Genomic DNA, 18494 nt, shown 5'->3' on the forward strand with positions numbered 1-18494 from the left:
CGCTCGAGCGCCGCCGTCACCGCGAGGTGCTCGACGAGGCCGGCCTCGCGCTCGTCGCCCCGCACGAGGTGCGGGGGGCGGCCCTCGTCGGCCTCCTGGCCGTGCAAGGCCCGGTGGCGACGTGGCAGCGGATCCGAGGCCTGGTCCGAGTCCCCCCGCTCGGCGTGAAGGGCGTCGGGGTCACGCCGCGGCGATGGCTCGGAGGGCCGGCCCGGCCGTACGCATGAACCGACGAGGCCGAGCGTCGGTCTCGCGGGTGTGGGGCGGCGCGGGCGCGCGCAGCACGGGGTGGCCGCCCGCGTCGCCTCGGCGCGGCGGCCCGTCGCGGGCCGGTGGGCACAGCCCGACGTTGGACGTGGGGCGGGCTAGCGTTCGCGGCGCGTGCCCCGATCGCTGCATCACGCCGCGCTCTGCGTGCGTGACCTCGACGCCAGCCTGCGCTTCTACCGCGACGGGCTCGGGCTCGAGGTCCTCATGGACGAGCGTTTCGACGGCGACTGGCCCGCCCTCTTCAGTGCCCGCACGCGCGTGCTGCACTCGGTGTTTCTGGGCGAGCCCTCCGCACCGAACGCAGGGATCGTCGAGCTCGTCGAGTTCGACGGCGGCGTCGACGATCGATCCGAGCCGGACCGGCCGGCCCGCGGCTTCTTCCTGCTGTCGTTCTTCGTCGACCTCGACGCCACGCTCAGCCGGCTCGCGCGTCTCGGCCTCGGCGGCCGCCCGCGGCGCATCGAGCAGCCGGGCGGGCACGGGACGGTCGGCATGGCGACCGTCCACGACCCCGATCTGGTGCGGGTGGAGCTGATCGAGTCCGGCCCAACCCGGATCTAGCCTCGGCGGCCGTGCTCCACCCCGAGGTGTCGACCGACGACGCCCGCGCCATGCACCGCGTCGACGGCCGGGTCATCATCGTGACGGGCTCGGGTCAGGGTGTCGGTCGGGGCATGGCCCATCACCTGGCGAAGGCCGGCGCGACGGTCGTAGTCGCCGACTACCAGCAGGAGAAGGGCCGACGAACCCGCGACGAGCTGACGGCGCTCGGTGCCCACGCGATCGACGTCGACGTCGACATCCGTGATGCCGCGTCCGTCGACGCCCTGGTGGCGCGGGTCGTCGCCGAGCTCGGGCGGGTCGACGGCATCATCAACAACGCGCAGACCTTCCGCCCGAATGCCCCGATGGCCGAGGTCGACGCCGACGACGTCGACGTCTTCTACCGCTCCGGGGTCCTCGGCACGCTTCGGGCGATGCAGGCGGTCTACCCCCACATGCGGGCCGCCGGCTGGGGCCGCATCGTGAACTTCGCGTCGTCGATGGGGCGCGTGGGCGGCGAGGGCTTCGGTGCCTACAACGCGTCGAAGGAGGCCATCCGGGCCCTCACTCGGACGGCGGCCCGCGAGTGGGGTCGGGACGGCATCGTGGTGAACGCCATCGCCCCGGCCGCGGCCCCGCCCCGGGCCGTCGGCTCGCCGCACTACGAGGCGTTCATGGAGGCGTGCCCGATGGGCCGCAACGGGGACCCCGAGCTCGACATCGCGCCGGTGGCCTTGTTCCTCTGCTCGGACGCCTGCCGCTACCTGACCGGCCAGACCTTCATGGTCGACGGCGGCACCTACCTCTGGTCGTAGTGGCGACACCGGCACGAGGTCGCGACGCCGACTGGCGCAACCCGTGGCCGGTGCAGGGGGTGCGTCGTGGCGATCCCGAGCCGTCGCCGGGCGTGACGACGCTCCACGTCGACGGTTTCGCGGTCGCGTTCGACGTCGAGCCGCTCGAGGCCGACCGCGACGAGTACCAGGACCACCTCAACAACACGGCCGTCGTCCGCATGTTCAACGAGCTGCGGATCGCATTCGTCGCGGCGCGGTTCGCTCCCCGCTGGCCCCGCTACGTCCGCCGCGAGGGCCTCACCGTGGTCGTGCGCGAGCTGCACGTGCTCTACGAGAGCGAGGGTTGGATGCAGGAGCGCTACGTCGGCGCCACCCGGGTCGCCCAGCGCCGGGACAAGGCCGCCGTCGTCGAGCAGCGCCTCGTCGAGGCCGTCACGGCCCGGCCCCTGGCCCGGGCGTGGGTGCTCCAGCTGCTCGTGGGAGCCGACGGGCGGGTGACGGGCTGGCCCGACTTCTTCTGGGACGTGGTGATGGACGTGCAAGGCGCGCCGGTGCACACCGTCCCGGACCCGACCCGCCCTCGCTGGGGGCCGCCGCCTTGATCGACGAGACGCCGACGGGTTGAGCGGCGCGGGCGGTCAGGCCTCGAGCGTGTCGAGCAGGTCGCCGAGCCAGCTGATGGCGCGCCTCGACGCGTCGGCGTAACCCTCCTCGTCGATCCGCGGGCCGATGAGCTCGAGGTCGAACACGCCCCGGTAGCCGGCCGCGAGCAGCTGCCCGACGATCCGGTCGAGCGGGATGTCCCCGTCGCCGGGGACGAGCCGGTTCGGGGTCGACAGGGTGCCGATGGCGTAGTCGCTGACTTGGACGATCCTGAACTCGGCGACGCCGTCGCGGATCGTGGCGCCAAGGCCCCGCTCGGCCCAGCAGGCGTTCAGCTCGGCGCAAACGCCGATCCCCAGCCGGCGGGCCAGGTCCAGCGCGTCACGAAGGGTGTGCACGAAGCCGATGTCCACCCGCAGCGAGTTCGTGTGCTCGAGACCGACGGGGATCTGCCGGGCGCGCGCGTCGTCGAGCAGCGGGCCGAGCGCGGCCGCCAGCGCCTCGGCGGCGTCCTCCCACGACAGCGACCCCGCGGGTCCGGTGGTGAGGATCAGGCACTCCGCCCGCACTGCCTCGGCGGCGTCGAGCGCGCGACGCACCCGGTCCCGCTGGCGACCCCATTGGGACCGGTCGCTGAGGACGAACGGGCCGACGCCGATCAGGTTGGTGACGCGCAGCCCGGCGTCCAGCAGCCGGCGTGCCCCGGCCTCGATCCCGGCCACCTCGAGCTTCGCGAGCGAGGCGCCGACCGCCGTGATGCCGGCGGTCTCGTAGAAGGCGAGGTCGTCGTCAAGGCTCCACGAGAACGTGGAGATGGCGCTGAGCGAGACGCGCGGGTGCATCACGCGGCGACGAGGCGGGCGATCGGGCCGCGCGCGGCGAGGTGAGACCGACGCTCGTGGTGCGCCCGCCCGTGTGGGCGCCCCGGGTCGGCGTGGGTGCTCATCCGAGCGAAGCCGCCCGGGCGATGCTGCTCCCGCCGTCGAGCTGGAGGTTGATCCCGGTCAGCAGCTCCGATTCTCGGCTGGCCAGGTAGACCGCGGCCCAGGCGACATCACGCGCCTCGCCGAGCCGGGTGAGGTGCATCGCCTCGAGCCGTCGCCGCCGCTCCGGCGCCAGCTGCGCGTCCCGACGCTCGTTGATCACGTAGCCGGGGCTGATCGTGTTGCACCGGATGCCCTGGCGTGCGTACTCGACGGCGAGCGACCGGGTCAGGGCGTTCAGGCCGCCCTTGCTGGCGGCGTAGGCGGCGAGCCCCGGGCTCGGCCGCTCGGCCTGCCGCGACGAGACGTTCACGATCGAGCCGTGGCCGGCGCCGACCAGGTGGGGGATCGCCGCCCGGCACAGCCACATCGGCGCGGTGAGGTTGACGCGCAGCGCGTACTCCCAGTACTTGGTGTCGAGGTCGCCGACGCTCGCGTCGTGGCCGTCGGGGCTCGCCACCGCGTTGTTGACGAGCACCGTCAGGTGGTCCCAGCGCGCCGCGGCGGCGGTCACGAGGTGTCGGCACGCGTCCTCAGTGCCGAGGTCCGCGGCGACGAACACCGCCTCGCCGCCACCGCCCACGATCTCGTCGACGACCGCGCCGCCCCGGCCGGCGTCTCGGCCGTGGACGCAGACCCGTGCGCCCTGCCCCCCGAACTCGAGCGCGATCGCCTTCCCGATCCCGGCGGTGGAGCCGGTGACGAGGGCGGTCTCCCCAGCGAGGCGCACGCGGGAACCCTAAGGGAGGGCCGCGGGAGGGCGCGGGGGACCGACGGCGGTCCGGTCGAGCACGGCACTATGGGTTCGTGCGCACGGTCAGCGACTCGAGGGCCCGGCGTGCGCTGTGGATCGCGCTCGGCGCCAACGCCGGGCTGCTCGCGGCGGAGCTCCTCGGCGGGTTCGCCTTCGCGTCCTTGGCCCTGCTGGCGGACGCCGCCCACCTCGCGACCGACGTAGTCGGGCTCGCGGTGGCGCTCGTGGCGCAGACCCTCGTGACGCGACCGGCGTCGGACCGCCGGACCTTCGGGCTCCGTCGGGCCGAGGCACTCGGAGCCCAGGCCAACGCGCTCCTGGTGCTCGGCGCGGCGGTCTGGATCGCGGTGGAGGCGGTCGGTCGCCTCGGCACGGGCCACGAGGTCGACGGGGCGGGCGTCGTCGCGGTGGCGGCGGTGGCGTTGGCGCTGAACGGCGTCAGCGCGGCCGTCCTCGCCGGGGTCGCGGGTCGGCGGCTCAACCTGCGCGCCGCGCTCGTGCACTTGCTCGCCGACGTGGGCAGCTCGTTCGCGGTCCTCATCGCCGGCGTCGGGGTCTTGGTCTTCGCCGCCGACTGGCTGGACCCGGTGGCGTCACTGGCCATCGCGGCGCTCGTCGTCTGGTCGATCTGGGGGCTCCTGCGCGATACGACGAACGTGCTCCTCGAGGCGGCCCCGCGTGACTTGGTCGTCGGCGATGTCGAGCACGCTCTGGCTGCCGCGCCCGGCGTCGAGGCGGTGCACCACCTCCACGTGTGGGAAGTCGCGTCCGACTTGCCGGCGCTGTCGGCGCACGTGGTGCTGAGCGGCGCGCCGACCCTGCACGACGCCCAGGCGCGGGGCGACGAGCTGAAGACGATGCTTGCCGGTCGCTTCGGGATCGCGCACGCCACGCTCGAGCTCGAGTGTCACGAGTGCGACACTCCGGACCACTGACGGCTGTCAGGCCGAGGTGGCGCCGGCGCGTTGGGGCGCGCGCGCCGGTCGTCGCGTCCGCGCCGGCGCGGGTCGAAGCCGGAGCCCACCGACGACGGCGATCCCCGACCCGAGGCCGATGACGGCTGCGACCTCGAGTCGAGCCCAGGCGTGCGGCAGCGTCGTCGGGAGCTGGGACCGATAGAGCTCGGTGACGTCGGCCAGGCCGCCGGCGAGGGCGAGGAACAGGCCCGCGAGCAGCAGCAAGGGGGCCGCGGCGTGGACCCCCCGTCGGACGACCCACAACAGCGCGATCGAAGCCACGGCGACGCCGCCGACGGCGTACGCGCTGGCAGCCAGCTTCGTCGTCCCACCGACCGTGGTCCCGAACCACGAGCCCAACACGTGCGCGGCCTCGCCCGCGATCATCACGGCGAGGCTGGCCGCGACGGCAGGGCGCGCGGCGCGGCTATGGGCGGCGGCGACGACGACTCCGGCGAGGGCGAGGGCGAGGGCCAACCACCCCCACGGAGCGGGTCCCGGAATCCACTCGACGTCACCGTGCACGGCTATTCGCGTTCCAGCGCTGACCAGGGTCACGGTCCAGCGCTGGACGAGGTGCCGCGACGCCCGATCTCGCTGCACCTGCGGCGGGTCGCCGCTCCCGAGCCAGTGCGCGCGGTGGTCGTGCCACCGCACGACGAGTCCGCCGCCGATCCGCCGCCACTGCGGCGGCGCGTGCGGGTCGGCCGAACGAGGCACGGGCACGTTGCCCGTGCGGTTCCGGTTCAGGTACGCCGCGGGCGAGCGACCGTTCTCGAAGACGCCGCCCGGCCCGACACGCAGGTACGGCTCGTCGTCGTAACCGAGGACGGTGACGTCACGACCGGTGTGGTTGTCGAGCTCGAGCTTGTTGCCGAGGTCGCGGGCGCGGACCTGCAGGCCCGGGGTGCGAGGCACCACGGCGAGCACGCGTGTCGCGAAGTTGCTGGGCTGGATACCCGCGACCCCGTGGGCGTCAGCGGGGTCGGCCGACACGACCACCGTCGCCATCCCGAGCACCAGCGCGAGGAGCGCGTGGCGCAGCCGCATCAGCTCGCCGCGGCGTCGCGCAGCTGTGCGATCAGGTCGGCTCGGGCTCGGGCCACCCGGGACCGGATCGTGCCCACGGGCACCGCGCAGGCCGCGGCGGCGTCGTCGTAGGAGAAGCCGAGCAGCTGCGTGAGCACGAACGCCTCCCGGCGGCTGCTCTCGAGCGTTGCGACCAGGGTGCGCAGCGCGTGGGCTGACGCCGGGTCGGGTGGCTCGGCGGTCGGGCCGTCGACGAGCCGGCCGGCGAGGCGGGTTCGCCGGCTCCTCCGCCGCATCGCGTCCACGCACGCGCGTCTGGCGATGGCGAGCAGCCAGGTGCGCGCCGACGCGTCGCGGCGGAACGCGGGGAGCGCCCGCCAGGCCCGGACGTAGACGTCCTGGGTGACGTCGTCGGCCTCGTCGACGCCGACCTGATGAGCGACGAACCGCCAGACCGCGGGCTGGCTCGTCTCCACGAAGGATCGCAAGGCAGCGCGGTCGCCGTCGCGGGCGGCGAGGAGCAGAACCGTCAGCTCGTCCACCGCCACGACCCTACCGACGGGCCCCGCACGCAGCGACGTCACCCGCTCGTCGGCGGCGCGGTCACGCGCAGCGGCGACAGAGCCCGACGAGGTCGATGCGATGGGTCTGGGTCCGGAACCCGGTGGCCGCGTTGACCTGCTCGACGGCGCGGCGCATCGACTGCTCGAGTCGAGCGTTCGCCGGGACGTCCTCGATCATGCCGCACGACGAGCAGATGAGGTGATGGTGGTGTCCGACCAGGTCCTCAGCGAGCTCGAACCGAGCGAACTCGTCGTTGGTCACGATGCGATGGACCACCCCGGCCTGCTCGAGGATCACGAGGTTTCGGTACACGCTGCTCTGCGCCAGCCCCGGCCAGGTGTCGAGCACTTCGGGAATCGTGACGGGTCGTGGCGACGCGACGAGCACCTCCACGATCGCCTCGCGGTTCGGTGTGAGGCGCTGGTGCACCCGCCGAAGTCGCGAGCTCACCATCTCGCGAAGGTCGTCGGTCACGGCGCGGAGTGTACCGTCGACGTTCGATGAACCCGACGGAGTCGTTCACGCGTGTTGTGCGGCGACCGGAGACGGAGATCGCGCTCGACGAGGCGGCTCTGCTCATCGCGGCGCATGACCACGACCTCGACCTCGAAGGCGAGCTCTCGCGGCTGGACCGACTGGCGGACGCCGCAGGTGACGACGTCGAGCCGCTGGCTCGGTTCCTGTTCGTCGAGCAGGGCTTCGTCGGCAACGAGCTCGACTACGGCGACCCGCACAACTCGTACCTCGACTCGGTGCTCCGGCGACGGGTCGGCCTGCCGATCACCCTCAGCGTGCTGCTGCTCGAGATCGGTCGGCGTCGGGGCGTCGCGCTGCACGGGGTCGGCATGCCGGGCCACTTCCTCGTCGGCACCGACGACGGGCGCTTCGTCGATCCGTTTCACGGAGGCGCGCTCCTCGACGAGGCGGGATGCCGAGCGCAGTACGAGCGCCTGCGCCCGGGCGCGCCGTGGCATCCCTCGTACCTCGAGCCGGTCGGCCGCCGGGCGATCCTCGTCCGAATCCTGGCCAACCTCGTTCACACCCTCGTCGAGCGGTCGCCGGCAGACGCCGCGTGGGCCTTGCGCCTCCGGCTGGCCGTGCCCGGGGTGGCGCCCGGCGAACGACGGGACGCGGCGGCGTTGCTCGGCACCCTCGGTCGCTTCCGGGAGGCGGCCTCCGCGCTCGACGAGCTCGCCGACGAGCTCGACGACGCGAGCGCGACAAGGGCCCGAGAGGACGCGGCCCGGCTGCGGGCCCGAGCCAACTGAGCGGGCCGCCGCTACCGTGCCGCTGATGAGCCCGGAGCTCCCGATGTTCCCGCTCGGGACCGTGCTCTTCCCGCACGCCGTGCTGCCCCTGCACGTCTTCGAGGCGCGCTACCGAACGATGACCGAGCGCTGCCTCGCCGACGACGCCACCTTCGGTGTGGTGCTGATCGAACGGGGCAGCGAGGTCGGCGGCAACGACCTCCGGTTCGACGTCGGGACCGTCGCCCGAATCGTGCAGGCGCACCGTCTCGACGACGGCCGCTGGGTGCTGATGACCGCCGGCGAGCACCGGCTGCGGGTGCAGCGGTGGCTCCCCGACGACCCCTATCCGCGCGCCGAGGTGACACCGCTGCCCGATCGGGCCGCTGGCGGAGCGGCGCCCGACCTTCCGGCCGTCGCCCGCGACCTCCAGCGCGTGCTCGCACTGCGCGCCGAGCTGGGCGAGCCGGTGCCGACCGTCGAGGTCGCGCTCCCCGCCGATCCCGTGCGCGCGTCGTTCGAGGCCTGCGCCCTGGCCGGACTCGGCCCGCTCGACGCGCAGCGCCTCCTCGAGCTCGACGACGCCACCACCAGGCTCGCTGAGCTCCGGTCCCTGCTCCTCGAGCAAGTCGCCGCCCTCGAGTTCCGGCTCAGCCGCTGACCCGTTCGCCCTACGCTCGGGAGGTGCAAAGCAACGAGCCCGCCGAGCCCACCGACGACGACCGCGACTTCGCCGCGCTGGAGGAGGCCGAGCAGGAGCTCGCCGAGCTCGAACGGGAGTTGGGGCGCATCGACGGTGACGGCGAGCCTCCTGACGCGTGAGCGAGCCCCGCGGTGTCGTTCGGGTCCGGTTCTTCGCCGCTGCCCGCGAAGCCGCCGGCACCGCCGAGCTCGTGGTGGACCCGCAGCCACTGGGCGCCCTGCTCGACGCGCTTCGACACGACCTCGGCCGCGGCTTCTCGGGCGTGCTCGACACCGCACGCGTCTGGGTGAACGGCGATGACCCGAGCCGCGGCGACGACACGCCGCTGACCCCCGGCGACGAGGTCGCCGTCCTCCCTCCGGTGAGCGGCGGGTCCGTGTGCGCGAGGGCGCGCCGCTAGTCGCCGAGTGCCAAGTCGATCGTCCGCGCCTTGCCAAAGCGCGTCGACACGTCGAACCAGTCGACGAGGTGCCAGAACGCGTCGACCCACTCGCCCTTGCGGTTCTCGTACTGGAGGTAGAAGGCGTGCTCCCACATGTCGAGGACGAGCAGGGGCGGGCCACCCTGGCCCACGTTGCCCTGGTGGTCGTAGACCTGCTCGATGATCAGGCGCTTCCCGACCGGCTCCCATGACAGCGCCGCCCACCCCGAACCCTGCACGTTGTTCGCGGCCTCGGAGAACTGGGCCCGGAACTGGTCGAAGGACCCCAGGTGCTCGTCGATGGCGGCGGCGAGCTCTCCGGTGGGCTTGCCCCCGCCGTCGGGGCTCATGTTCTTCCAGAACAGCGAGTGCAGGATGTGTCCGGACAGGTGGAAGGCCAGGTTCTTCTCGAGCTGGTTGATCGATCCGAAGTCGCCGGTCGCGCGCGCCTCCTGAAGCCGTTCCAGCACCTTGTTCGCCCCGTCGACGTAGGCCTTGTGATGCTTGTCGTGGTGCAGCTCCAAGATGCGTCCCGCCAGGTGCGGCTCGAGCGCCTTGTAGTCGTACGGGAGTTCAGGCAGGGTGTAGAAGACCATGTCGGCTCCTTTCGATGAGGTCGACGGTAGCGGGACCGAGCCGTCGAGCGGCCAGCGGGGACCGCGCCAGGCGAAGCGCTGCAGGCGGTACCCTCGCCGCGGTGAGTGAGCCGCATCGACGCCGCCTCGACGTCATGCTCGACGAGGATTACCTCGACGGCCTCGACGCCAGACCGCTTGACGAGGTGCGGGCCATGCACGAGGAGTGCCTCGAGGTCGAGACCGAGGTCTCGTACGTGCGTCGCCTGGCTCAGGCGCGCATCGACATCGTGTCGGCCGAGCTGGATCGTCGATCGGCGGGCCGGTCGGTCGGAGACCTCGTCGCGATGCTGCCCCAGATCCTGGCCGACGAGGCGCCGCGATCCGACCCGGCGCACAGCCGGCTGCCGCGGCATCTGGCCCCGTCGATGTCGATCCCGTGGCGGCGCGGCCTCGAGGAGCTCATCACCGACTCGACGCTGGTGAACCTCCCGACGATCAGCGACGACGAACTGCGGGACACTCTCGAGCAGCTCGGCATTCTGGAGCGAGAGATGTCAGGGCGTCGACGAGCCCTGCACGGTGTCATCGACCGTATCGAGGCTGACCTCGCGGCGCGACACCGGCTCGACCACGTGTGACGTGGCCGACGCGATTGAGCAACGCCTGCGCGAGCTCGGCACCTTCATCCGCGACCGGCGGCGCGACGCCCGGCTGTCCTTGCGGCGGCTGAGCGAGCTCGCCGGCGTCTCGAACCCGTACCTCAGCCAGATCGAGCGCGGCCTGCGCAAGCCCAGTGCGGACGTCCTCCAGCAGGTCGCCCGCGCGCTCGAGGTCTCCGCCGAGACGCTGTACGTGCGGGCCGGGATCCTCGACCCTCGTGACGGCGAGCCGAATCTCGAACATGAGATCCTGCGCGACTCGTCGCTCACCGAACGCCAGAAGCAAGCCCTGCTCGAGGTCTACCGATCGTTCCAGGGCGACCCCGAGCGTCGGCCGGCGTCCGACGCCGAGCCCGGGGACCGGGGGTCGTGACGACCGCGTCTGTAGGATCGGCCGCGCCATGAGCGTCCCCCGCGTCGCGATGCTGAGCGTGCACACGTCGCCCCTGGCCCAGCCCGGCGCGGGTGACGGCGGCGGCATGAACGTCTACGTGCGCTCGCTCGGTGAGGCTCTGGTCCGGGCTGGCGTCGGCTGCGACATCCTCACCCGCGCCGAGCACCCCGCCCAGCGTCCGATCGTCGAGCTCGAGCCGGGACTGCGCGTCGTGCACCTGGACGCCGGGCCCCGAGCCCCGGTGCCCAAGCACGCGCTGCCGGAGCTCCTCGACGCCCTCGTGGACGCCGCGCGCGACCACCTGCAGTGTGGACGGTCGTGCTACGAGGCCTTGCACGCCAACTACTGGATCTCGGGCGCAGTCGGGCATCGGCTCAAGCACGAGCTCGACCTGCCGCTCGCGGCCACGTTCCACACCCTCGCCCGCGCCAAGGCGGACGCCGGGATCGTGGACGACCCGGCCGAGCGCGCCGCGGTGGAGGCGGAGGTACTGCGATGCGCGGACGCGGTGCTCGTGGCGACCGCGGACGAGGGCGCCGGTCTGTGCGCGGAGGCCGACGTCGAGCCGGAGCGGGTCGAGGTCGTTGCCCCCGGCGTCGACCACGCGCTCTTCTCGCCCGGCGAGCCGAGCGTGGCCCGCCGTCGCCTGGGCCTGCGGACGGACCGTCCGATGCTGCTCTTCGTCGGCCGCATCCAGCCGCTGAAGGGGGTCGACGTCGCCGTCCGCACCCTGGCCGCGATCGGCGACGCCACGACGGAGCTGGTCGTCGTGGGTGGCCCTAGCGGCACCAACGGTCCCAGCGAGGTGGCGCGCCTGCACGCGCTGGCCGACGAGCTCGGCGTCGCCCGCCGCATCCGGTGGGTCCGTCCGGTTCCGCACCAGCGGCTGGCCGACTGGTACCGGGCCGCCGACGTGTGCCTGGTGCCCTCGCGGACCGAATCGTTCGGCCTGGTCGCGCTCGAGGCCGCCGCGTGCGGAACGCCGGTCGTCGCGGCCGACGTCGGCGGCCTGCGCACCCTCGTCGACGACGGTCGCACCGGCTTCCTGGTCGGCGGACGGGAGCCGGACCAGTACGCCGCTCCGGTCCAGCGGCTCCTCGACGATGACGGCCTGGCGGCCGAGATGGGCACGAGCGCGGCGGCGCGCGCCGCCCGCTACACGTGGAGCATCGCGGCGGCGCGGCTGCGGCGCCTCTACTCGGACCTCGCCGCCCGCGCCCTCGTCCGCTGCTCGTGACGGAGGTCGCGGCCCTCGAGGCTCGCGAGCGGGCCGCCCACGAGCTCGTGGCCGATCACCTCGAGGGCGAGGTCGCGGGCCAGCCGTTCGTGCAGACCGTCGAGTACGACCCGGAGATCCCGCGCTGGTACGTCCGCTTCGGCTGCGAGGGCCGCGACGCCACGACGATCTACTTCGACCTGCGCCAGCGGACGCTGCGCTACGAGGTGTACTTCCTGCCCGACCCGCCGCGGAACCAGCTCGACCTCTACCGGTTCCTGTTGCAGCGCAACCACCGGCTCTACGGCGCGCGCTTCTCGATCGGCCCCGATGGAGACCTCTACCTCACCGGCCGGATCGCGCTCGAGCACCTCGACCGGGCCGAGCTCGACCGGGTGATCGGTGTGCTCTACGAGATCGTCGAGACGTGGTTTCAGCCCGCGGTGCGTCTCGCGTTCCGCGCCTGAGCGCGGACGCGGGCGAGCCCGAGGAACGATCGGGTCCCTCCGCACTTCCCCGAACGGAGTGGCCTTCCTGCACCTCGGGCTCACCGCCACCGGCACCCGTCGGTGCCGGGACCGCGGACTGTCGCGCCGGCGGAGCCGCTGCACAAGGCCCAATCTCTGCGTCGTCCCGGTCGCCGCCATCCCGTAACTTGCTGACATGGTGCGACTGGCGGTCCTCGGGGGTGGCCGCATGGGTGAGGCACTCGTCGCCGGCCTGCGCGAGGCCGGCTGGGAGGCGGACGAGGTCGCGGTCGCCGAGGTCGAACCCGACCGCCGCCGGGTCCTCGAGGAGCGCTTCCCCGGGGTCCGGGTCGTGCCGAGCCCGGCGTGGGCGGTCGCCGACGCCGAGGTGGTCGTGGTGGCGGTGAAGCCCGCCGACGTCGCCGCCGCGCTCGAGGCCACCGCCGAGGCGCTGCCCGCGGACGCGCTCATCCTGTCGCTCGCGGCCGGCGTGCCGCTGGCCGAGCTCGAGCGCGCCGCGCCCGACCACCCGGTCGTGCGGGCGATGCCGAACACCGCCGCCCTCGTCGGACGCGGCGCGGCGGCCGTCGCCGCCGGCCGCCACGCCGACGTCAGCCACCTCGAGGCCGCCGAGCGAATCCTCGGGGCCGTCGGCACCGTCGTCCGGCTGCCCGAGCACCATCTCGACGCGGTCACCGCGCTCTCGGGCTCGGGGCCGGCGTACGTGTTCCTCGTCGCCGAATCGCTCGTCGAGGCGGGGGTCCTCGCGGGCCTGCCGCGCGACGTCGCCGAGGACCTGGTCCGCCAGACGCTGCTCGGCGCGGCGACGCTCCTCGCCGGCGGTGAGCCGCCGGAGGCGCTGCGCGCCGCGGTGACCTCCCCTGGCGGCACGACTGCGGCCGGTCTCCAGGTCCTGGAGCGACGAGGGGTGCGCAGCGCGTTCCTCGACGCGGTGCTCGCGGCCACCGAGCGGTCGCGCCAGCTCGGTGAGACGAACCGGCCGTGACGCGCCGACCGCGCCGGGACCTCCCACCCCGGCTCACGGAGCGGTCGAACCCGGCCCGCCCTGCGCTCACGCGATCACCGGCGCCGACGGCGGCGCGCCGCCTCGTCCGGGCCGGGGTGTGTGGGCGGCATCCGCGCCTCGGTCACGGCGAGGTGCTGGCAGCGGCGCGGCGGCTGGCCGACACCGAGTCCGCGCGCGGGACGTCGCCGGTCACGCTCGACGAGGTCGTCGCCGCCGTCGCCGCCGCCGCCGGCCCTCAAGGTGAGCGGCACGGCGAGATCGATCCGGCTCGGACGCTCGCCGCCGCGGCCCGGGCCGGTCAGGAGGTCGCGGCCGTGGCCCGAGCCGGCGGGCGGATCGCCCTCGCGACCGCGGCGCCCCCCTCGCTCCTCAGCCTCTACGCCGCGCTGGCGCGGGCGGCGCGGGCGGCCGGGGGGGTCGTCGCCGACCCTGGGGCCGCCGGGCCGTACGCGTCGGGACGACTCCTCTGGTGGCTGGACGGCGTCGCGGTCGCCACCGACGGCCGGGCGCTCGTCGAGGAGTCGCGGCCCGAGGCGGCTGACGAGTGGCTCTTCTCGGCCGGCCGGCCCGCGATCGCCGTCGCCGACGGCGTGTTCGCGGTCGGGGCGATCGCGGCGGGCGTGCCCACGGTGGCGTTCGCAGACCTCGACGCTCCCGCCCCCGCACTGGCGGCGCAGCAAGGTCGGCCGGTCGTCGTCGTCCCGCTGGCGCTGCGTCGACCGCCCGCGGCGTACGGGCCCGTCACCGCCGCCGTGCTCGAGACCGTGAGGGGCGCCGGCCCCGTGGTCCACGACCGCGACGCCACACGGCAGCCGCCACACTTGGCAACAGAGACCCCGGGGACGTACGCTGGCCCCCCGAGCGGGGGAGAGGGGTGAGCGTGGCGGACTCGGCGGACTCGTTTGCTAAAGCGCGCTTTCTGACGGTCCAGGAGGTGGCGGACCTCATGCGGGTCTCGTCGATGACCGTGTACCGGCTGATCAAGGCGGGCGACCTGCCCGCGGTCCGGGTGGGGCGCTCGTTCCGGGTGCGTGACGTCGACGTCGACACGTACCTCTCGTCCCGCTACACGCAGGCGGGATAGCTGGGGCCAGGGGGCGAGAGGCCGGTGAGCAGGCCGGTCGCCTTCCTCTCCGACTACGGCCTCGTCGACGAGTTCGTCGGCGTGTGCAAGGGCGTGATGCTCGGCCTCGCCGCCGGCCTCGACGTCATCGACCTCACGCACCAGGTGCCCGCCCACGACGTCCGCGCCGGGGCCCTCGCCCTGGTGCGGGCGGTCCAGTACCTCCCCGACGGCTGCGTCGTGCTGGCGGTGGTCGACCCCGGCGTTGGCACCGAGCGCCGGCTCGTCGGGGTCGAGTGCGACCGAGCCGTCTTCGTCGGCCCGGACAACGGCCTGCTGGCCCCGGCCGTCGCCATGCTCGGCGGGGCGCGCCGGGTCGTGCACCTCACCAACACGGAGCACCAGCTGCCTGCTCCCGGGCCGACCTTCGCCGGCCGGGACGTCATGGCCCCCGCCGCCGCCCACCTCGCCGCCGGCGGCACGCTCGAGGACCTCGGCGAGCCGGTGGACCCGGCGACCCTGGTGCCCGGCGTCGTCGGCCTGCCCCGCGTCCTGCCTGGCGGCGCCGTCGAGGCCGACGTCTGGTGGGTGGACCGCTTCGGGAACTGCCAGCTCAACGTCGGCCCCGACGAGTTGGAGGCGGCCGGGGCCGAGCCCGGCGGGACCCTCGAGGTGCGGGTCGGAGGCCGGGCCAAAGCCGCCCGCTGGGTCCACACCTACGCCGCCGCTCGCCCGTCCGAGCTCGTCCTCCTCGTCGACTCGTACGGCCTCGCCGCCCTCGCCCTGGACCGTCGCTCGGCCGCCGCCGAGTACGACCTTCAGCCGGGCTCGACGGTGATCCTCGTCCCCCCTGGCGCTACCGTGCCGCCGTGAGGCCGGGCACCACGATCGCCATCGCCGCCCTCCTCGTCCTCATCTTCGCCGCCGCTTTCGCGCAGTTCGTCCTCCGGCTCAGCCCGTAGTCGCCGCCCCCCCATTCCACTCTCAGTGACGAAAATGCTCAAGCCGATCACGCAGAGCGACGATGCTGGGGACGGTTCCGGCACGCGGGCGTGGGGAGCGTGACGCCACGAAAAAGTGGCGATCACTGGCCTCCCAGCCCGCCCCAAGACCCACGCCCGCGGCTGGAGCCACCTCCTCCTCTCCGAGGCGCTGACCCCTCTCCGCGGCACTCACCGGCCGGACGGCGCCACCCCCTTACCATCCCCCCGTGAACCTCGCCGCCGCCCTCCAGCACGGGGGGCTCGGCCGGCCCGACGCGGTCGCGCTGATCGGCGGGCGCGGCGCCACGACGTTCGGGGCCCTCGCCGAGTCGTCGGCCCGCCTGGCCGCCGCCCTGGCCGACGACGGGGTGCGGCCCGGCGACCGGGTCGCGCTCGTCAGCCCCAACAACGAGGCGTTCGTGACCGGATACCTCGCCGCCCTCCACGCCGGCGCCACGTGCGTGCCGCTGAACCCGATGGCGCCGCCCGCCGAGCTCGAGCGCGACCTCGCCGCGGTCGAGCCCCGGCTCACCCTCGCGGCCGGGTCGGTGGCGCCGCTCGTCACCGCCGCGGGGCAGCGGCTGCGGACCGTCGACCTGGACGCCCTGCCCGACACCGCCGCTCCGCTCGCCGAACGGTCGGCCGCTGACATCGCGGTGCTGCTCTTCACGTCCGGGACCGCGGGACGGCCGAAGGCGGCGATGCTGACCCACGGGAACCTCGCCGCCAACATCGCCCAGGTCCTCGACCACCCCGGCCTGGCGGTCGGGCCGTCCGACGTCGCTCTCGGTGCGCTGCCGTTCTTCCATGTCTTCGGGCTCAACGTCGTCCTCGGCGTGGCGCTCGCGGCCGGCGCCAGCACCGTGCTCGTCGACCGGTTCCAGCCCCGTCCCGCCGCCCGGCTCGTCGAGCGCCACGCCGTGACCGTGCTGGCGGGGGTCCCGACGATGTTCGGCGACTGGCTCGACGTCGACGCCGACGACGCGACCGAAGAGACGTTCCGGTCGGTCCGCCTGGCGGTGTCGGGAGCCGCGGCGCTGCCCGCCGAGGTCGAGGCCGGGTTCAGCGCCCGCTTCGGCCTCGTCCTCCACCAGGGCTATGGGCTCACGGAGGCGTCGCCGATCGTGGCCACGACGGCGCTGGAGCCCGCCCCGCCCCGCCCCGGGTCCATCGGTCGCCCGCTGCCGGGCGTCGACGTCCGCCTCGCCGACCTCGACGGCGCCGACGTCCTCACCGGCGACCCCGGCGAGATCTGGGTCCGGGGCCCGAACGTCTTCCCCGGCTACTGGCGGGACCCGGAGGCGACGCGCCTGGTGCTCGGGGACGACGGGTGGCTCCGCACCGGGGACGTGGCCGTGCTCGACGAGCACGGCGACCTTCGGCTGGTCGACCGCCGCAAGGACCTCGTCATCGTGTCCGGCTTCAACGTCTACCCCGTCGAGGTGGAAGACGTCCTCCGGACCCATCCGGACGTGCGCGACGCCGCCGTCGCCGCCGCCCCGAACCCGCGCACGGGCGAGGCCGTCGTCGCCTTCGTCGTGCCCGAGCCCGGGCACACGCCCGACCCCGCCGCGCTCATCGCGCACTGCGCCCGGTCGCTCGCCCGCTACAAGTGCCCGACGCGCGTCGAGGTGCTCGACGAGCTGCCCCGCGACGCCGCCGGCAAGCTCCTGCGCCGAGCCCTCCCGGTCTGAGGCTCGCGGCGCGGGGACGGTCGCCCTCGCCGCGGCCCACGAGGCGGCGCCGAGGGGCTCACGGCGACGCGGTCGACGGCGTCCGGCGGCGTCGCCCGGCCACCCGGAAGCCGGCGTAGACGACCACGATGCCGGCGGCGAGGGTCGCGGCGAAGGCCTCGTCGTGGCCGAGGAAGCCCTGGACCAGGCCGCCGCTCGACAGGACGAGGGTGCCGGCGGCGATGAGCCCGTTGGCGACGGCGCGGCGTGCGTTGCCGGGCTGGGTCCGATCCCGGGCGAACCGGACGGCCGACAGGACGGCGCCGACGAGGATGACCGTGGCCCCGATCCCGCTGCCGACCGCGGCCAGCGCCCGGGGGAAGGCGCCGAAGGTCCGGCTGGCCACGGGGATGCGGGTGCCCGCCACCGCGCGCATGGGGGCACTCGCGATCACGCCCGCGGCGAGGCCGGAGAAGAACACGACGAACCACTGGGCCCGGCGGCCCGCCCGGGGCCCGAGCAGGAGGTCGACGGTCCCGAGCGCCAGCCACGGCACGTCCAGCACCGCGCCGAGCAGGAAGAAGACCCGGTAGGTGCCGCGGTCCCAGCCGTTCGAGGTCCCGAGGGCCAGGGCGGCGGCCGCCAGGGCGAAGAGCGCCAGGGCCACGGTCCAGTCCCACAGCTCGCGCCGCCGCCGCTGCTGGGTGGCAGCCGCCAGCGTCGACTCGGCGAACAGGGAGGCGACGGCGGTGGCCACGAACGCCAACCCCGTCACCATCTCGGTGGCGAGCGTAGGCGCCCCGCCTCGACCTCGCGCTTGTGACCGCGTGCACAAGCGCGGGATAGGGTGGCCGGAGCCCGGACCGCGCCGGCACGACCACTCGCGCCGAGCCGAGAGGAGCCCGACATCGGAGTTCGGCCGATCCCCGAGGCCACCGTGGCCCGGCTCCCCCTCTACTACCGAGCCCTGCTCCAGGTCGCCGACCAGGCGATCGGCACCGTCTCGTCGGAGCAGCTCGCCGAGCTGGCGGGCGTGAACGCGGCCAAGGTGCGCAAGGACCTCTCCCACCTCGGCTCCTACGGGACCCGCGGGGTGGGCTACGACGTCGACCAGCTCGTGCGCGAGGTGTCCCGGGAGCTCGGCCTCACCCACGACTGGCCGGTGGCCATCCTCGGGCTCGGGAACCTCGGCCGGGCCCTCGCCAACTACCGGGGGTTCAGCGCCCGTGGCTTCCGGGTCGTGGCCCTGGTCGACGCCGACCCGGCGAAGGTCGGGGAGCCGGTCGGCGGCCTGCCGATCGAGCCGGTCGAGGCCCTCGGCCGCATCGTCACCGAGCGACACGTCGCCATCGGCGTCATCGCCACCCCCGCCGCCTCGGCCCAAGCCGTCGCCGACCGTCTGGTGGCCGCCGGCGTGCGGGCGATCCTGAACTTCGCCCCGACGGTCGTGGTCGTCCCCCCTGAGGTGTCGCTGCGGAAGGTCGACCTGGCCACCGAGCTGCAGATCCTGTCCTTCTACCAGCAGCACGGACGGCGCGCCCGGGACGGCGCCGGCGTGTGACCA

At 74.2% G+C, this 18494-nt stretch carries 26 protein-coding genes; 19 read left to right on the forward strand and 7 right to left on the reverse strand.

What is annotated here, in order from left to right:
* From VG869_13125 to VG869_13140, 4 genes are all read left to right on the forward strand, one after another.
* A partial coding sequence (locus VG869_13125) for a hypothetical protein (GenBank protein ID HEV3452127.1) occupies nt 1–227 on the forward strand: 227 nt, incomplete at its 5' end.
* Nucleotides 228–381: 154 nt separating this feature from the next.
* The gene (locus VG869_13130; protein ID HEV3452128.1) at nt 382–831 is read left to right on the forward strand and encodes a VOC family protein; all 450 of its coding nucleotides are present in this window, start codon (nt 382–384) and stop codon (nt 829–831) included.
* Between the two features lie 11 nt (nt 832–842).
* On the forward strand, nt 843–1628 hold the full coding sequence (locus tag VG869_13135; GenBank protein HEV3452129.1) for an SDR family NAD(P)-dependent oxidoreductase: 786 nt from the start codon (nt 843–845) through the stop codon (nt 1626–1628).
* Nucleotides 1628–2212, forward strand: coding sequence for a thioesterase family protein (locus VG869_13140; protein HEV3452130.1), 585 nt, complete (start codon nt 1628–1630; stop codon nt 2210–2212). The genes VG869_13135 and VG869_13140 overlap by 1 nt, the downstream gene beginning before the upstream one ends.
* A gap of 36 nt (nt 2213–2248) precedes the next feature.
* Here the strand turns inward: VG869_13140 and VG869_13145 are convergent, their stop codons facing one another.
* Together VG869_13145 and VG869_13150 are read right to left on the reverse strand one after the other, a co-directional pair.
* On the reverse strand, nt 2249–3055 hold the full coding sequence (locus VG869_13145; GenBank protein HEV3452131.1) for a sugar phosphate isomerase/epimerase: 807 nt from the start codon (nt 3053–3055) through the stop codon (nt 2249–2251).
* Between the two features lie 100 nt (nt 3056–3155).
* The gene (locus tag VG869_13150; GenBank protein ID HEV3452132.1) at nt 3156–3926 is read right to left on the reverse strand and encodes an SDR family oxidoreductase; all 771 of its coding nucleotides are present in this window, start codon (nt 3924–3926) and stop codon (nt 3156–3158) included.
* 77 nt (nt 3927–4003) lie between these two features.
* Here VG869_13150 and VG869_13155 point away from each other — a divergent pair, with 77 nt between their 5' ends.
* On the forward strand, nt 4004–4885 hold the full coding sequence (locus tag VG869_13155) for a cation diffusion facilitator family transporter (protein ID HEV3452133.1): 882 nt from the start codon (nt 4004–4006) through the stop codon (nt 4883–4885).
* A gap of 6 nt (nt 4886–4891) precedes the next feature.
* On the opposite strand, the gene VG869_13160 is transcribed toward VG869_13155, so the two are convergent.
* From VG869_13160 to VG869_13170, 3 genes are all read right to left on the reverse strand, one after another.
* Nucleotides 4892–5956 carry a hypothetical protein gene (locus VG869_13160; GenBank protein HEV3452134.1) on the reverse strand — a complete coding sequence of 355 codons (1065 nt, stop codon included), beginning with the start codon at nt 5954–5956 and terminating at the stop codon, nt 4892–4894.
* Nucleotides 5956–6477 carry a sigma-70 family RNA polymerase sigma factor gene (locus VG869_13165; GenBank protein HEV3452135.1) on the reverse strand — a complete coding sequence of 174 codons (522 nt, stop codon included), beginning with the start codon at nt 6475–6477 and terminating at the stop codon, nt 5956–5958. The genes VG869_13160 and VG869_13165 overlap by 1 nt, the downstream gene beginning before the upstream one ends.
* Before the next feature lie 61 nt (nt 6478–6538).
* Entirely contained in the window at nt 6539–6973 is a 435-nt protein-coding gene (locus VG869_13170; GenBank protein ID HEV3452136.1) for a Fur family transcriptional regulator, read from the reverse strand.
* Nucleotides 6974–6999: 26 nt separating this feature from the next.
* Between VG869_13170 and VG869_13175 the strand changes: the two genes are divergently transcribed.
* The 4 genes from VG869_13175 to VG869_13190 are packed head-to-tail and all read left to right on the forward strand — an operon-like array spanning nt 7000 to nt 8849.
* Complete coding sequence (locus VG869_13175; GenBank protein HEV3452137.1) at nt 7000–7767, forward strand: transglutaminase-like domain-containing protein; 768 nt, start codon at nt 7000–7002, stop codon at nt 7765–7767.
* A 25-nt stretch (nt 7768–7792) separates the two neighbouring features.
* Nucleotides 7793–8407: an LON peptidase substrate-binding domain-containing protein gene (locus VG869_13180; protein HEV3452138.1), complete on the forward strand. Its 615-nt coding sequence runs from the start codon at nt 7793–7795 to the stop codon at nt 8405–8407.
* A 23-nt stretch (nt 8408–8430) separates the two neighbouring features.
* Entirely contained in the window at nt 8431–8568 is a 138-nt protein-coding gene (locus VG869_13185) for a hypothetical protein (protein HEV3452139.1), read from the forward strand.
* Nucleotides 8565–8849, forward strand: coding sequence for a MoaD/ThiS family protein (locus tag VG869_13190; GenBank protein HEV3452140.1), 285 nt, complete (start codon nt 8565–8567; stop codon nt 8847–8849). The genes VG869_13185 and VG869_13190 overlap by 4 nt, the downstream gene beginning before the upstream one ends.
* Here the strand turns inward: VG869_13190 and VG869_13195 are convergent.
* On the reverse strand, nt 8846–9466 hold the full coding sequence (locus tag VG869_13195; GenBank protein ID HEV3452141.1) for a superoxide dismutase: 621 nt from the start codon (nt 9464–9466) through the stop codon (nt 8846–8848). The two genes, VG869_13190 and VG869_13195, sit on opposite strands and share 4 nt — an antisense overlap.
* A 101-nt stretch (nt 9467–9567) precedes the next feature.
* On the opposite strand from VG869_13195, the gene VG869_13200 reads away from it, so the two are divergent.
* The 9 genes from VG869_13200 to VG869_13240 all read left to right on the forward strand — a co-directional run bounded on the left by VG869_13200 (nt 9568) and on the right by VG869_13240 (nt 16951).
* Complete coding sequence (locus VG869_13200; protein HEV3452142.1) at nt 9568–10086, forward strand: aerial mycelium formation protein; 519 nt, start codon at nt 9568–9570, stop codon at nt 10084–10086.
* 1 nt (nt 10087) lies between these two features.
* Complete coding sequence (locus VG869_13205) at nt 10088–10480, forward strand: helix-turn-helix transcriptional regulator (protein HEV3452143.1); 393 nt, start codon at nt 10088–10090, stop codon at nt 10478–10480.
* Nucleotides 10481–10508: 28 nt separating this feature from the next.
* Nucleotides 10509–11738: a glycosyltransferase gene (locus VG869_13210; protein ID HEV3452144.1), complete on the forward strand. Its 1230-nt coding sequence runs from the start codon at nt 10509–10511 to the stop codon at nt 11736–11738.
* Nucleotides 11735–12184: a YbjN domain-containing protein gene (locus VG869_13215; protein HEV3452145.1), complete on the forward strand. Its 450-nt coding sequence runs from the start codon at nt 11735–11737 to the stop codon at nt 12182–12184. Before VG869_13210 ends, VG869_13215 begins: the two co-directional genes overlap by 4 nt.
* Nucleotides 12185–12380: 196 nt before the next feature.
* Nucleotides 12381–13190 (forward strand): pyrroline-5-carboxylate reductase, encoded by an 810-nt coding sequence (gene proC, locus VG869_13220; protein ID HEV3452146.1) that lies wholly within the window; start codon nt 12381–12383, stop codon nt 13188–13190.
* Nucleotides 13187–14089 (forward strand): phosphatase, encoded by a 903-nt coding sequence (locus tag VG869_13225; GenBank protein ID HEV3452147.1) that lies wholly within the window; start codon nt 13187–13189, stop codon nt 14087–14089. The genes proC and VG869_13225 overlap by 4 nt, the downstream gene beginning before the upstream one ends.
* A 2-nt stretch (nt 14090–14091) precedes the next feature.
* Nucleotides 14092–14295, forward strand: a complete 204-nt coding sequence (locus VG869_13230; protein HEV3452148.1) for a helix-turn-helix domain-containing protein — start codon at nt 14092–14094, stop codon at nt 14293–14295.
* Between the two features lie 24 nt (nt 14296–14319).
* Nucleotides 14320–15147 (forward strand): SAM-dependent chlorinase/fluorinase, encoded by an 828-nt coding sequence (locus tag VG869_13235; GenBank protein HEV3452149.1) that lies wholly within the window; start codon nt 14320–14322, stop codon nt 15145–15147.
* Between the two features lie 337 nt (nt 15148–15484).
* Nucleotides 15485–16951: an AMP-binding protein gene (locus VG869_13240; protein HEV3452150.1), complete on the forward strand. Its 1467-nt coding sequence runs from the start codon at nt 15485–15487 to the stop codon at nt 16949–16951.
* A 58-nt stretch (nt 16952–17009) separates the two neighbouring features.
* On the opposite strand, the gene VG869_13245 is transcribed toward VG869_13240, so the two are convergent.
* A complete protein-coding gene (locus VG869_13245) occupies nt 17010–17708 on the reverse strand; it encodes a hypothetical protein (protein ID HEV3452151.1) in 699 nt (232 codons plus the stop codon).
* 69 nt (nt 17709–17777) lie between these two features.
* Between VG869_13245 and VG869_13250 the strand changes: the two genes are divergently transcribed.
* Nucleotides 17778–18491: a redox-sensing transcriptional repressor Rex gene (locus tag VG869_13250; GenBank protein HEV3452152.1), complete on the forward strand. Its 714-nt coding sequence runs from the start codon at nt 17778–17780 to the stop codon at nt 18489–18491.
* Nucleotides 18492–18494 lie beyond the last annotated feature (3 nt).

Source organism: Acidimicrobiia bacterium, from assembly GCA_035948415.1.
Classification (GTDB): Bacteria; Actinomycetota; Acidimicrobiia; order IMCC26256; family PALSA-555; genus PALSA-555.